The following is a 14678-nucleotide window of genomic DNA, read 5'->3' as shown; positions in this document are numbered from 1 at the left end:
GGTTAATTAAAAAAGAGAGTGGTTTATGATTAAAAAGATTGCTATGCTTGCCCTTGCCGTTTCTGCGGCGTTTTCGAGTGCGGTTGCCGCTAATAATTGTACTGTCAACATATCGACTACTAATTTGACGTTCACTGGTGAACAGGTGAAGCCAACCGTTAAAAAGGTTATATGCGGTAACGATGAATATTTTGAGTCTGACTTTACCAAAGTTACTTATGGTAAAAATATAAATGCCGGTACTGATGCCGGCTCTGTAACCATAACGCTTAAATCAGGTGATGTTGTTACAAAAAAATTTGATATAGCCCCTAAAGGCATTCATATAGCTATAGATAATGTGGAAAAAGAGTTGGGAGGACCTACTCCGAATCTTACTTGGACAATGTGTGATGATAGTGAGTTAAACACTCTTAACGCTGATACTTTGACTAATTTTATCGAAAAATTAAATAAAGAATTCAAATTGGTTGTTGCTAGTGGCGAAGAACAAGTTGGTGCAATATATAGTGTTTCTGGAGATCCGTCTGTAGATTTAAGTGCTCTTTTCCCTAATTATGATTTCGTTGTCGATCTTGGTTCTATGCTCATTACCAAAACCAAAATCATAATTGTTGTAGAGAGCACCGCAAAGGTCTATGGCGAAAGCGATCCAAAGTCGTTCAAGTATGATATTCGTGGTAATATCACCTCTGCTGATTATGGAAAACTTGGTAAAATTGAATTGACAAGAGCTAGTGGTGAAAATGTTGGAAGTTATTCTATTGGGGTAAGCATTGATGGTGTTGTATATAAGGATAAGCCTAACAAGGTGGATGGCTGTGAAAAAACTTATTGCAAGGACACCGATGATTATAACATTTACGTGGTAAGTGGAACGTTCGTTATTCAGCCTGCTGCCGTAACCTTAACGGTGAATAATCTCTCTAAAGTCTACGGTGAAGCAACTCCGGAATTTTCTTACAAGGCTACTGGTCTTGTTGGCACGGATAAGCTGAAGGATGTTACACTTTCTTGCGCCAAGTGCTCCGCAACTGGATTGGAAAATGTTGGAAAGTATGATATTACGGCTAGCGTAAAGGCTTCCTCAAATTCCAACTACACTGTGACGACAAAGGCCGGTACGCTTACTGTTACGCAGAAGGCTGCAACGGCGACTGTAGGCAAGTTCGAAAAGAATTATGGTGACAAAGATCCGAAGTTTACGTTTACCACCGAAGGTCTCGTGACGGAAGGCGAAGAACTCGAGCTCCCGTCGATTACTCGTGCCAAGGGCGAAGATGTGGGCTCTTACAAGGTTAGCCTCTCTTTTGCTGAAGGTTCCAATACCAACTACAAGCTGACGATTGTTCCTGGTTCTTTAACCATCAATCCGAGACCGGTAACTTTGACGGTTACGGACCTCACGAAAAAGTTTGGTGAAAAAGATCCGGAATTGACTTATACCGTAAAAACACTTGCTTCGTTTGACGGGGTAGAGGTCGGACTTAATGGTGTGGTTCTTGCACGCGAAAAGGGCGAAAACGCTGGCATCTATCCAATCTCTGTAACGGTAGACGAAGAGGCGAACCCGAATTATGTTGTGACTATTGCTGACGGTGGTTCGTTAACGATTTCTCCGAATGATGATGCTATCGTTGTTTCTGTAAAGGGCAAGAGCAATAAGGTACAGTATAACGGCAAAGAACAGGTTGTGAAGGGTTATGAAATCACGACCAATAATGAAGCTTATTCTCTTAAGTATGTTACTTACTCGGGTGATTCCGTCATCTCTGGTAAGGACGCCGGCAAGTATTTTATGGGCCTTTCTAAGGCTGACTTTACGAATACGTCCGAGAATTATAAGAGTGTGACATTTGATGTCGAAGATGGCGTTTTGGAAATTACGCCGAAGAAGGTTGTCGTCTCGGCTGTTGCTGATACCATTACTTATGGCGATGCTATTCCGAGTGAATTCAAGTGGACTGTCGATAGTCTTATCGCAGGCGATGAACTGGACAATATCCATGTCTCTCTCAATAAGACAGGAATTCTTCCTGCTGGCGATTATACACTTACATTTGATCAGCAGAGCCCGTCCAATAATAATTACGTTGTAAGTAGCTATGAGGCTGCTGCATTGACGGTGAATAAGAAGGTTGTGACGATTACGATCGACGATGCTGAAAAGATCTATAGTGAACCGGATCCTGCTGAGTTTACGTACACTATTTCGGGACTCTTGGACGGCGATCAGTTGCCGGGTATTAATGTGGCTCGCGAAAAGGGCGAAAACGTGCTTAAGGATTCTGATGGTATGGATTCTACGTATCGTATCTCTGCAACGATTTCTTCGGGAAATAACAATCCGAATTATCTCATGAAGATTAGACAGGGACACTTTACGATTAAGCCGTATCCCAAGCGTATTACGGTTGCCATCTTTGGTGAAAATGTCTATGCCAAGTATACAGGCGAAGAAATTACGGTCGAGAAAAAGTTTGACGTGACCTTGATTCCGATGTCCGATGAAGATAAGTTGCCGGAAGGTTTCTCCTATTCCAAGGATTTTGTTGCCTATAAGGGTGAACTCACTATATCGGCAACGGAAATGGGACGTTATCCTATGGGCCTTTCCGTTGATGACTTTGTCAATGCGTCCCCGAACTTTGAACAGGTCAGTTTCTTAAAGTCTGTCGATGGCGCACTTGTGATTGACGAGTTTGGCCCGAAGACTTCTATTGCGAAAACTGGCCGTGTAAACGCTTTTGGCGTTTCCGCTATGAACCACCGCATTCAGGTGAGCTGCTCTAAGGTGGGCGATCGTTATGCGGTTTATGATATGCAGGGTAATGTCCTTCGCATGGGTGCTGTAGAAGCCTCTAATTTCGAAATTCCGGTTTCGAATTCGGGCGTTTACATGGTGCGCGTTGGCTCTTCTGCGAAACGTATCCGCGTCAAGTAGCTTTTTACCTTGATTTTTAATGAATAAAGCCCCGGAATTATGTCCGGGACTTTTTGTTTTGACAACATTTTTTGCTATTTTAGAGTTATATGCGCAAGTTTGCTATTTTACCCTTGTTTTTAGGTTTCTCTCTCGCCCAGGTCTCTTTTGGCCAGGTGCGAGACCTTTTCGCTGAGTTTGAAGAAGAAGCTAAGGCCCCGGCTACGGTTCCGGCGAGTTCTGCGTCTGTAGCTCCTGCGGAAAAAACTCCGGCTGCTCCCGTAAGCTCTGCTACAGTTGCTCCGACAAGTTCTTCTGCTAAGGCGCCTGCTAGTTCCGCTTCCAAAAAATCGAAGGGTAAATCTTCTAGCAGCAAGGCTGTGTCTAGCTCGTCTGTTGCACCGGTTTCAAGTTCGTCGATTGTGCTCTCAAGTTCTTCGGTCGCCGAAATCTTGCCTGCTAGTTCTTCGTCGGCTGTACTTGTGGAGTCGAGTTCGTCCGTTGTCGATGTCGCTCCCGCTGTAACACTTGCTGATACTTCGGTGCTCGATTCTGCCGCTCGTGATTCCTTGATGCGTGAAGCTGCCATGGCCGAAGCTGAAAAAATCCGCGCCCGTGCAGATTCCTCGAGATTTGCGGATTCCATTGCCCAGGCTCAAATGGCTGGTATCGACAACGTGAGCAGCAGTTCTGTTGCCGCTTCGTCCAACAGCATGAGCCGTCGTGAACTCCTTGGACCGGTGAAGGTTTCTAAGGTGAATGGCATTGACGAAATGAAGGGCCGTTACAAGAGCCCGCGCAAGGCTTTGTTCCTTTCGCTCTTGGTTCCGGGCGTAGGCCAGATGTATGTTGGTGGCTCGACTGCGACTTATGTGCGCGGTGGCGTGTACATGGCTTTGGAAGTCTTTATGTGGAGCGGCTGGGGATACTTCTCTATTTACAAGTACAACCAACAGGTGGACAAGTACAAGAAGTATGCTAAGACCCATTATTCCATTGGGCGTTACGAAGCTGCCATGCACGATCTTTACAGTGTCGGCGGCTCGGACAACTATAGCAAGGAATTTAGCAATCGCTACATGGGCACTCGCAAGTCGTTCTGCGAAGCCATCTATGGCAATGCAAACTATGGTGGTTGCTATAGCGACGACGCCTTGTTCAAGTATGATTCTAAGCATTTGAATAACTTCCCGGATCCGGATCGTCTTTCTGAAAAGGAACGTAAAAAAGCAAATCTCGGTAAGGAAATGGATGATTTTGGTCATTCGTTCAATAATGAATCCGAAGTATTCCAGTTGATATCTGAAGACGCTTACGTGCTGGGTTGGGATGATGTTGATGCTGTTAGCGCTACTAGCCTTGGCCTTGAAAATTTGGATTCGGCAACCGTTGCGCTTGGAAAATCGAGCCACTTGAAAAAGTATCGTTCTATGCGTAAAGATGCCAACGACTATGCGGATATGCAGGCCTGGTTTATCGGTGGCCTCATCTTGAACCATATCATCTCTGCAGTCGATGCTGCTCTCACGGCTCATTCCCATAACAAGGTTCTCTATGAAGAAGACCTTTCCTGGTATGACCGTCTGCATTTCGATAGCGGCGTTTCGTTCAAGGATTCCTTTGGCTGGCAAGTTCGTGCAAACTGGGGATTCTGATGCATCGTATTATTCTTGCCATTCTGCTTGCGTCAGTTGCCGCTTTCTCGCAGATAGTGGTGAGCGTCGATACTGTAGTTTATAAGAACCGAGACAAGAATGTGTTTCTTGCCATTGGTGCTTCTGCTCTTTTGCCGGGCATGGGTGAACTGTACTTGAACGAAAAGAAAATGGTTCGTCCGTTCTTGTGGGCTGACCTTGCCCTCTGGGTTTCTACGATTGGGGCCTATGTGGTGGGGGACCGCTATGTGTCGTCGGCTCATAATTATGCTGTCCGTCATGCAGGCTTTAATGGCAATAAGGATGTTTCGCTGTTGAATACAGTGGGGTCCTACCGTAGCCGTTCCGGCGTATATGGACAGAATTCTTCGCCGGATATGAATGAAGACTACAACCAGGCGATGATCCGTTCGGGCAAGAAAATTGACGAGGATTTCTCAAAGGATATCGAGTGGGATTGGGGTAGCTCTGATAATCCCGAATCCTCTAAGCATATTGATGAGTTCAAAAACCGGATGCGCCATTATCGCATTAGCCGTATTGTTTTCCAGGTTTCTGTAGGGGCGTTGATCCTGAACCGTGTGCTGTCTATGCTTGATGCGATTCGTGTTTACCGTGCAACTTCGACCAAGTCCTTCTCGGAGCGTGTTCAGTTTGCACCAGAATTTTATGATGATGGCGGTGCACTCCTGATGAATGTGAAATTTTAAATTTGTCATTCCCGCCAACGAGCGGGAATCTCCTTTTTATGCAACTTTTTAACTGAATTAAGCATCTAAAATTTCGAAATTGAAATGCCCTGGATTCTTCCACCTTCGGTGTTAGAATGACGGAATAAAATCAAACCACTTCCTATTGTCTACTTCCTACTTCTAATCAAAAAAATATGAAACACCTTCTTTTAATAGCACTCTCTTCTCTTCTTCTTGTGGCTTGTGGCAGTAAAGATGATTCCGCCAAGGGCGCTCCAGCAGGCAAAGGCAATGGCGGCAAAAAGGGTGGCGCTCAGAGAGTGCTGAATGTCGAAGGTTATGTGGCAGAGCTTGGGCAACAGGGCAAGAACTTCCAGACGATGGCGACTCTCGTGCCGAAGAACAGCGTATCGCTTTCGGCGGCGACCTCCGGCCGTTTGGTAAGCCTCAAGGCAAAAGACGGGGCTATTGTCAAGAAGGGGACTCTCCTCGCAAAGATTGACGATTCTGAACTCCGTGCGCAGCTCAAGCAGGCGCAGTCGAACAAGATGCTTGCCGAGCAAAAGGAACAGCGTGTACGCGGTCTTTTTGAAAAGAACGGGGCGACCAAGCAGGATTTGGAATCGGCAGAAGCTTCTCTCAAGTCTGCTCAGGCTAGCGTAGAACTTATCCAGGCTCAACTTGCAAAGACCGAAGTCCGTGCGCCATTTAGCGGTAAGCTTGGCTTTGTCGATGTGTCCGTAGGCGCTTGGCTCAATTCCGGCACGCCGATTGCGGAACTCAGCGAAGTGGACCGCCTCAAGGCAAAGTTCTCGCTCCCGCAGCGCTATGCGTCTGTCATCAAGGTGGGCGACAAGATTTCTCTCAAGGATTCGGAACGCAACGTTGAAAAGTTCGGCGTTGTCTCTGCGCTCGATGCCGTGATTTCTGAAAGCAGCCGCACTCGCCGAGTGATGGTCGATGTCGATAATGCAAAGGGCGAACTTATTGCAGGTAGCTTTGTGAGCGTGAATGTCGCTATGGAAGCTAGCAACGTGCAGAGCTTTACGATCCCGTCAGAAGCGATGATTCTCGACAGGGAAGGCGCTTACGTGTTTGTGAGCCAGGGAGGCAAGGCTAAGATCAAGCATATCACGACGGGGCTTCGCACGCCGATGTCTGTGCAGGTTCTTTCGGGCCTTGATGTAGGTGATACGGTGATTGTTTCGGGTATTGTGAGCCTCCGTCCAGGTGCCGATGTCAAGATTAAGGGACTCCGCCATTCGATCAATTATGAGGTAGAGTAATGAGCGTAAGCCAGCTCTCCGTCCGTCGCCCAGTCCTCATGACAGTGATGGCGCTTGTCATCCTGTTGCTTGGATTTTTTGGACTCAGTTCTCTCGGCATTCGTGAATACCCGAACGTCGACTATCCTTTGATTCAGGTGCGTACCTCTTACCCGGGCGCAAACGCGGCTGTGGTCGAAGCGGAAGTCACTGAAATCTTGGAAGCATCCATCAACAGTGCGTCAGGTATCAAGGCTTTGACGTCTACGAGCCGCGATGGTTTCTCTTACATCAGCATTGAATTTGAAACGGGCATGGACCTGGAGGCGGCTGCAAATGAAATCCGCGACCGCGTGAGCCGTGTGCGTCGCCGTTTGCCGGATGATGTTGATGAACCGACGGTCTACAAGTCCGATAGCGATAGCGACCCGATTTTGATGGTGAGCCTTGTGAGCGACAAGTTCGACCCGATGGAAGTTTCGGAAATTGCGAACAACCACGTGAAGGAACGCTTGCAGACGATTAACGGTGTTTCGGAAGTGGCAATCTGGGGTGAAAAACGCCCGGTTGTGCGTTTGTGGATTGACCCGGTGCGTATGCAGGCGCTTGGCGTCTCGGGAGCGCAGATGGCTGCTGCCTTGAAACAAGGTAACTTGGAACTTCCGTCTGGTTCTATTGAAGGTACTGAAACGACGCTCTCAATTCGTACGCTTGGCCGAGTTCTCGATCCAAAGTCCTTTGGCAACATTGCGGTGAGAACGGCTGAAGATGGAACTGTAATCCGCATTTCTGATGTCGCGGATATCCATTACGAACCGAAGGATACGCGTACAGGTTTTAGACGTAACGGCAAGAATTCCATTACGCTTGCGCTCATGGCGCAGCCGGGCAGTAACCACGTCGAAATTGCAAACGAATTCTACAAACGTGTCGAAGACATCCGCCGTGAAATCCCGGAAGGCGTGGAACTGCTTTACGGCCGCGATACTTCGATTAACATCCGCGCGTCTATCAAGGAAGTGGTGGAGACCATCTTTATCGCGTTTATTCTCGTGATTGCGATTATCTTTGCGTTCCTCCGCGAAGGCCGTACAACGTTTATCCCGATGGTCGTCGTGCCTGTATCCGTGATTGGTAGCTTCTTTGTGCTTTACCTTTGCGGGTTCAGTATCAACGTGCTTACGCTTTTGGCGATGGTCCTAGCGATTGGCCTTGTTGTGGACGATGCCATTGTGATTGTGGAAAACATTTACCACAAGATTGAAAGCGGCATGACGCCGAAACAGGCTGCGATTGCAGGAACAAATGAAATCTTTTTTGCGGTGATTGCGACATCGGTTGTGTTGATGGCTGTGTTCATTCCGGTGCTTGCGCTGGGCGGCACGACGGGGCTTTTGTTCCGCGAATTTGTGGCGGTGATGATTGGAACCGTGTTCCTCTCGACGCTTTGCGCTTTGACGCTTTCGCCGATGCTTTGTTCTAAATTCCTGAAACGCCAGAAAAAAGGAGCCTTTTATAAGTGGACTGAACCGTTCTTTGACGGAATGAACACTTTGTATTCCCGCTTGCTGGGCGGATTCCTCAAGTGGCGTTTGCTGTTGTTCCCGATTGTGGCTGTGCTCTTGTTTGGGGCGTACTTCTGCTTTAATAACATGAGTAGCGAAATGGCGCCGACCGAAGACTCTAACGCCGTGATGGTGAACATGAGCATGCCCGAAGGCGTGAACCTATCGCGCACCAAGCGCATGGCCGATGAATTTGTCGATGAAGTGACTTCAATTCTCGATTCTAATGAATATACGGAATTCCAGGCGGGTGCTTGGAATGCTGGCAACTCGAGAATGCGTTTGTTCTTGAACGACGACAAGAAAGCCCGCCGTCCGCAGAGCGAAATCGCCCGTGTGATTCAGGTGCTCGGTAACGAATACCCGGATTTGCGCGTGATGGTATTTGAACCGCAGAGCATCAGTACGCAGCGCGGCGGCCTCCCGGTGCAGTTTGTGTTGCAGGCTCCGAACATCGAAGTGCTGCGTAATCTTGTTCCGAAATTCGAAGAAGCGGCAAGTAAGAGCCCTGTGTTTAGCGTGGTGAACAGCAACTTGCGCTTCACGAAGCCGGAACTCCACATCGAAATTTTGCGCGACAAGGCAAACGAAGAAGGCGTGTCGGTAAACGATATTGCACAGGCGGTGCAGCTTGCCATTAGCGACCAGACTTATGGCGATTACTATAAGGACGGCCGTCAGTACGATATCATTGGCGCTGTTGGTTACCAGTACCGCGATACGCCAGAAAACCTCTCGATGCTCACGGTCAAGAACGGCAAGGGCGAGCTGGTGAGCTTGGACAACTTTATTACGTACAAGGAACAGTCCGCTTCTCCGTCACTCCCGCGTTACAACCGCTTTAGCGCGGCAACCATCCAGGCTGGCCTTGTGCCGGGCAAGACGATTGGCGATGGCGTCGAAGAAATGCGCCGCATTGCAAAGAAGTTGCTGAAGGATTACCCGAGCGTGAGCACGACCTTAAGCGGTTCGTCCAAGGAATTCGAAGAAAGCTCTTCGGGACTTTACGTGGTGTTCTTGCTTGCTCTTGCGCTTGTGTTCTTGGTGCTCGCGGGGCAGTTCGAAAGCTTCCGTGCGCCGTTCGTGATTTTCTTTACGGTGCCGCTTGCTCTTTCGGGTGCTTTGGTGAGCTTGTTTGTCACGGGCCAAACGCTCAACATCTTTAGCGAAATTGCTTTGATTTTGTTGATTGCTCTCGTGACGAAGAACGGTATCTTGATTGTGGAATTTGCAAACCAGATTGCCGAGAATACGGGCTGCAGCAAGCTCGAGGCGGCTCGCCAAGCGGCTGAACGCCGCTTCCGCCCAATCCTCATGACGAGCCTTTCTACGGTATTGGGCGCGGTGCCGCTCATCCTGACCGGCACCCCGAGCCGCATTGCAATGGGTGTTGCCATTGTCGGCGGTCTCACGTTTGCGACGTTCATGACGCTCTTCATTGTGCCTGCTGCATATAGCTTCTTTGCAGGGAAGGTCGAATCCGTCCGTACCGATGCAAGTAAAATGGCGTAGGTTTAGACGAGAGATTTTATTATACTGCACCAATGGTGCCTAACTAGTACTCTCGTCTTTCGTCTAAAGCGAGTTTGCGAGCGTTCTTTCGTCTAAGTTGCGGCAACGCCGCTACTTCACCAGCTGAAAAGCTTTCTCGCCTTCACGGCTCATGCCGTAGCGGGTGCGGAGGATTTCTTCTTTATAGAGGGAGTCGGTCTTTAGCTTTTGGATGAGCTCGTCTCGTTGCTCAAGGACCTTGGTCAGGGAGTCGATTTCTTTTTGATAGAGCTCGATTTCCTTCACAATTCTACGCTGCTCTGGAATACTGTCCTTGCCGAACAGCAAATGGAACACCAGGAACGCAAATGCGATCACGGTGGCAATTCCAATGAGAAGTCGTATGTGCAACTAATTATGCTCCGTTAAAATAGAATTGGAAGTTGTCCTTTGACGAGACTAGACCTGATATTTCTAGTTCCGTCAATATAGCTAAAAGTTCCGGTGCCTTAAAGTCAAATTCTTGCTGAAGTTCAGAAAATGTTTTGCGGAATCCGTTAAAACGTTCAAATACTTTTTGGGCTCCATCGGAAAGATGGACCCCGCATGTGGCGAGCTGTTGGACGCTTGTTCCTTCAAGGAGGGGGATTCCGGCCACGGAACGCAAGCTTTCGGGCGCAAAGACGGGCTTGGCGTGTCCACTGTCTAGGAGGGCGTTTGTGCCACTGTAGAGCTCGCTGTCGAAGTTCCCGGGGCAGGCGAGGAGCAATTTCCCTTCGTCTAGGCAGAATTGCGCGGTGAGGAGGGCGCCTCCCTTTTTACGGCTTTGGACTACAAGTGTCGATTGGCTAAGTCCGCTGATGATGCGGTTCCGTGCGATGAAGTTCCCTTTGTAGGCAGGCGTGTCGCCTTCGTATTCGCTTAAAAGGGCCCCTCCAGCATCGAGAATCCGTTTGGCGAGGGTGTTGCGTTCTCCTTCGATTTTGGCGTCTAGGCCTTGCGCAAGGACTGCTATTGTGGGGATGCCAGCATCGAGGGCGGCGCGGTGGCAAAAACTGTCTATGCCCTGTGCAAGCCCCGAAATAACAACGGCATTTGTGGATCGGAGTGATTCGACGAGTCGCCTACAGAGCTCTTCAGCGGATGCGGACGGGCGGCGTGTGCCGACCATGGCGATGCCGATTTTATCGTTTGTGGGGAGGGTGCCTTTGCAAAAGAGTTGTTTCGGACAATATTTGGATGCACCAAGGAGGAGCGGATAATTGTCGTGGACGAGTTTGCTGTAAGGTTCGTTGAATAAAAGATTCGTTTCCATTTTATTGTTACCCCGAATGTATCTTGGGGCTGTCGTACTTTGAGAGCGTAAATTTAAAGGATGTAAGAAACGATATAGGAAACGATAAAATTAACGATATAAATAACGGTGTTACTAATTTACAGAATTTATCGTGAAAAAACAAGGGGTCGCGTTTACTTTCTATCTTTGGGTGCATGAAGTACACGTTTAAGGATCTCGTCGATATTATGGCTCGTCTGCGTTCGGAAAATGGCTGCCCGTGGGACCGCCAGCAGACCACGCATTCGCTGTTGCCATATCTGGTTGAAGAAAGCTGTGAGTTTATCGATGCCGCGCAAGATGGCGACAAGGAGCACATGTGCGAGGAACTCGGCGATGTGCTGTTCCAGGTGGTTTTCCATTCGCAAGTGTGCAAGGAACAGGGCGACTTTACGATTGACGATGTAATCCAGGGCTTGTGCGAAAAGATGGTGCGCAGGCATCCGCATGTGTTTGGCGATGCTAAAGTGGATACGGCAAATGACGTAAGCCGTCGTTGGGAACGCATCAAGGCGCAGGAGAAGAACAACTTAAAGCATGCGGGCGAGTCTATTATGGACAAAGTCAGCAAGAGCATGCCCACGCTCGCACGCTCGCAAGATATTATCCGCCGTGTGGCAAAAGTCGGTTTTGACTGGGGCGAGGCTGCTCCCGTGTTCGACAAGGCTCAAGAGGAATTTGCGGAATTCCGTGCCGAGATGGAAAAGATTTCTCCCGAGAATGCAAATGTGGATCGCTTGGAAGATGAATTCGGCGATATCATGTTCAGTCTTGTGAATGTCGCTCGCCATTGCGGCTTCAACGCGAACATCGCTTTGCAACGTGCGAATAACAAGTTCGAAAAGCGCTTCCGCGAAGTAGAACGCCGCGTCAAGGAACTGGGCCAGGAAATCAAGGACGTGGGCCTAGAGGGCCTGCAAGAATTGTGGAAACAGGCAAAGTTGTCTTCCTAAGTCGTCATCCTGACGCCAAAGGCGGAAGGATCCAGTAAAATTATTCTCTAAAAATAACTGGATTCAGCTCCTTCGAACCTAAGAATTGTAAAGCAACAAGTTGCTAACAATTCTATATCGTCCTAAAGGACTCAGAATGACGATCTGACAACTGCGGCGAAACCGCTATTCCAATTTGGAATGTTCCGCGCGGGATTAAACGAGTGTGCGAAATTTTGTTCGCACTCGTAATTCGTGTGCTATATTATTCTTGTGGCACAAGTAAATTCTGGTTCTGAGACGGGAAGCCGGATCGAATCGCGGAGTAGAACTTACTAGTGTTACGTTTATAAGAGAGTCCCGTGAGAGCATTACGGGACTCTTCTTTTATTCGAATTAGTGTGTGTGTGAACCCCAAACAAAAAGACCTGCAACTTCCGTTGCAGGCCTTTTAAACTTTCGAGAAGTTCTAGGGGTTGGTCGTGAGCAAAAAGAAGCCCTCGGTATTAACCGAGGGCTTCTTGCGAGAGGAACGGCAGTGGAGTAAGTTCTTACTTAAGTCTAGCCGTTCCGGTCGTGTTAGGCGCGAGCCTTGACCTTGTCGCCGTACTTCTTGATGAGTTCTTCCTGGATGTTCTTCGGAACCGGGAGGTACTTGCAGAATTCCATCGTGAATTCAGCCTTACCCTGGGTCATGGAACGGAGGTCCGTAGCATAACCGAACATTTCGGAAAGCGGAACTTCAGCAGTAATCGTGGTCATGCCGAGTTCTTCGGAAGTACCAACGATGCTACCACGACGCTGGGAAACGTTACCCACGACACCGCCCTGGAATTCGGTCGGGGTCTGGATTTCGACCTTCATGATCGGTTCGAGGATCTGAGCACCAGCCTTAGCGAAAGCTTCGCGGAAGGCCATACGGGCTGCAACCTGGAACGCCATATCAGAGGAGTCGACCGGGTGGAATGCACCATCCTGGACTTCCATTTCGATACCCACAACCGGGAAGCCGATGAGGGAACCTGCTTCCATGCAGCTCTGGAAACCCTTATCGCAAGACGGGATGTATTCCTTCGGAATACGGCCACCGACGACGGAGTTGACGAAGTTGTAGACCTTTTCCTGGTCGCCTTCGACAGCCATCGGACGCATTTCGCCGACGACCTTAGCGTACTGACCAGAACCACCAGTCTGCTTCTTGTGGGTGTAGTCGAACTTGGCCGGGCGGGTGATGGTTTCGCGGTAAGCAACCTGCGGAGCACCAGTCGTCACGTCGCACTTGTATTCACGGCGCATACGTTCGATATAAACGTCAAGGTGGAGTTCGCCCATACCCTTGATGATGGTCTGACCAGATTCCTTGTCAACTTCGACCTGGAACGTCGGGTCTTCCTTCGTGAAGCGGTTGAGGGCCTTGGACATGTTGTCGAGGTCGTCACGGTTCTTGGCTTCAATAACAAGTTCGATAACCGGGTTAGGAACGTGCATAGAAGTCATGTTGTAGTGGTTCTTGCCATCCGTGAATGTCGTACCGGATGCGCAGTCAATACCGAACAGAGCAACGATGTCGCCTGCACCGGCTTCGGTGATATCCACCATTTCGTCAGCGTGCATACGGACGAGACGGCCAACGGAAACCTTCTTGCCGGTTGCCATGTTGGTGATCATGTCGCCCTTCTTGAGGGTACCCTGGTAAACGCGGACGTAGGTGAGCTGGCCATAGCGGTCGTTCACGAGCTTGAATGCGTAGCAGACGAGCGGTGCGTTGTCTTCGGACTTGAGGATAACTTCAGCTTCGTTGTTGTCGAGGTCGAGAGCCTTGTTTTCAACGTCGGTCGGGCACGGGAGGAAGTCGATAACACCGTCGAGGAGCTTCTGGACACCAATGTTCTTGTGAGCAGAACCCATGAACACCGGAGTGATGTCGAGACGGATGGTAGCTTCGCGGATGACCTTCTTGAGGAGGTTCTTGTCGATCTGGTCGACACCGTATTCGCCTTCCATAGCCTTTTCCATGACTTCGTCGCTGTAGTCAGCGCAGCAGTCAACGAGCTTTTCACGGTATTCGTTAGCCTGGTCGACGAGTTCTGCCGGGATTTCCTTTTCGATCATGTCGTCGCCATTGTCGCCTTCGAAGTAGTATGCCTTCATTTCGAGAAGGTCGACCACGCCCTTAAGATTGGATTCCAAACCTATAGGAATCTGCATGACGCACGGCTTGTGGTTGAGCTTTTCCTTGAGCATGACTGCAACGCGGAGCGGATTTGCACCAGAGCGGTCGCACTTGTTCACGAACACGACGCGCGGCACATGGTAACGGCGCATTTGGCGGTCAACGGTAATAGACTGGGACTGGACGCCTTCAACGCCAGTGAGGACGAGGATAGCACCGTCCAACACGCGGAGAGAACGTTCCACTTCGATCGTGAAGTCCACGTGCCCCGGAGTATCGATGATGTTGATGGAGTCGCGTTCACCGGTCTTGGTGTGAGTCCAGTTTGCAAACGTAGCAGCAGACTGAATCGTGATGCCGCGTTCGCGTTCAAGTTCCATGGAGTCCATCGTGGCACCGACGCCGTCTTTACCACGAACTTCGTGGATAGCGTGGATACGCTTTGTGAAGTAGAGGATACGTTCGGTAAGGGTAGTCTTACCGGAGTCGATGTGAGCAGAAATACCGATATTTCTGTGCAGCTGAATGTCTTTCATATTTTTATTCCACTAATGGAGTTGATGTTATTGAATGTTGCGCCCAAAAATAGAAAATTTTGGGGGGAACTCAAGGGCGGTTTTTCATTTGATAGTATAAAAGGGGGGTA

Annotated in this window: 9 protein-coding genes; 6 read left to right on the top strand and 3 right to left on the bottom strand. The window is 49.2% G+C overall.

Translation table 11 applies throughout. The annotated features are described in order from the left end of the window. Positions 1-25: 25 nt before the first annotated feature. From B7991_RS02200 to B7991_RS02180, 5 genes are all read left to right on the top strand, one after another. Positions 26-2944: an MBG domain-containing protein gene (locus tag B7991_RS02200; RefSeq protein ID WP_088629385.1), complete on the top strand. Its 2919-nt coding sequence runs from the start codon at positions 26-28 to the stop codon at positions 2942-2944. A gap of 89 nt (positions 2945-3033) precedes the next feature. Next, positions 3034-4578 (top strand): hypothetical protein, encoded by a 1545-nt coding sequence (locus B7991_RS02195; protein WP_088629384.1) that lies wholly within the window; start codon positions 3034-3036, stop codon positions 4576-4578. Then, positions 4578-5288, top strand: a complete 711-nt coding sequence (locus B7991_RS02190; protein WP_088629383.1) for a hypothetical protein — start codon at positions 4578-4580, stop codon at positions 5286-5288. The genes B7991_RS02195 and B7991_RS02190 overlap by 1 nt, the downstream gene beginning before the upstream one ends. Before the next feature lie 176 nt (positions 5289-5464). After that, on the top strand, positions 5465-6556 hold the full coding sequence (locus B7991_RS02185) for an efflux RND transporter periplasmic adaptor subunit (RefSeq protein ID WP_088629382.1): 1092 nt from the start codon (positions 5465-5467) through the stop codon (positions 6554-6556). Then, positions 6556-9612, top strand: coding sequence for an efflux RND transporter permease subunit (locus tag B7991_RS02180; RefSeq protein WP_088629381.1), 3057 nt, complete (start codon positions 6556-6558; stop codon positions 9610-9612). The genes B7991_RS02185 and B7991_RS02180 overlap by 1 nt, the downstream gene beginning before the upstream one ends. Positions 9613-9723: 111 nt before the next feature. Here the strand turns inward: B7991_RS02180 and B7991_RS02175 are convergent, their stop codons facing one another. Together B7991_RS02175 and B7991_RS02170 are read right to left on the bottom strand one after the other, a co-directional pair. Further along, entirely contained in the window at positions 9724-10002 is a 279-nt protein-coding gene (locus B7991_RS02175) for a septum formation initiator family protein (protein ID WP_088629380.1), read from the bottom strand. A 4-nt stretch (positions 10003-10006) separates the two neighbouring features. Beyond that, the gene (locus B7991_RS02170) at positions 10007-10906 is read right to left on the bottom strand and encodes a DNA-processing protein DprA (RefSeq protein WP_088629379.1); all 900 of its coding nucleotides are present in this window, start codon (positions 10904-10906) and stop codon (positions 10007-10009) included. 176 nt (positions 10907-11082) lie between these two features. On the opposite strand from B7991_RS02170, the gene mazG reads away from it, so the two are divergent. Continuing rightward, positions 11083-11880 (top strand): nucleoside triphosphate pyrophosphohydrolase, encoded by a 798-nt coding sequence (mazG, locus tag B7991_RS02165; RefSeq protein ID WP_088629378.1) that lies wholly within the window; start codon positions 11083-11085, stop codon positions 11878-11880. Positions 11881-12438: 558 nt separating this feature from the next. On the opposite strand, the gene fusA is transcribed toward mazG, so the two are convergent. After that, positions 12439-14568: an elongation factor G gene (fusA, locus tag B7991_RS02160; protein ID WP_088629377.1), complete on the bottom strand. Its 2130-nt coding sequence runs from the start codon at positions 14566-14568 to the stop codon at positions 12439-12441. Positions 14569-14678 lie beyond the last annotated feature (110 nt).

Source organism: Fibrobacter sp. UWB3 (assembly GCF_002210405.1).
Classification (GTDB): Bacteria; Fibrobacterota; Fibrobacteria; order Fibrobacterales; family Fibrobacteraceae; genus Fibrobacter.
Note: the sequence above shows the minus strand (reverse complement) of the source record. Positions and strands in the feature narration are given on the sequence as shown.

Excerpts from the sequence above, each read along its gene's own strand:
- B7991_RS02200 (WP_088629385.1), top strand. The coding sequence starts at position 26 with ATGATTAAAAAGATTGCTATGCTTGCCCTTGCCGTTTCTGCGGCGTTT.
- B7991_RS02195 (WP_088629384.1), top strand. The coding sequence starts at position 3,034 with ATGCGCAAGTTTGCTATTTTACCCTTGTTTTTAGGTTTCTCTCTCGCC.
- B7991_RS02190 (WP_088629383.1), top strand. The coding sequence starts at position 4,578 with ATGCATCGTATTATTCTTGCCATTCTGCTTGCGTCAGTTGCCGCTTTC.
- B7991_RS02185 (WP_088629382.1), top strand. The coding sequence starts at position 5,465 with ATGAAACACCTTCTTTTAATAGCACTCTCTTCTCTTCTTCTTGTGGCT.
- B7991_RS02180 (WP_088629381.1), top strand. The coding sequence starts at position 6,556 with ATGAGCGTAAGCCAGCTCTCCGTCCGTCGCCCAGTCCTCATGACAGTG.
- B7991_RS02170 (WP_088629379.1), bottom strand. The coding sequence starts at position 10,906 with ATGGAAACGAATCTTTTATTCAACGAACCTTACAGCAAACTCGTCCAC.
- mazG (WP_088629378.1), top strand. The coding sequence starts at position 11,083 with ATGAAGTACACGTTTAAGGATCTCGTCGATATTATGGCTCGTCTGCGT.
- fusA (WP_088629377.1), bottom strand. The coding sequence starts at position 14,568 with ATGAAAGACATTCAGCTGCACAGAAATATCGGTATTTCTGCTCACATC.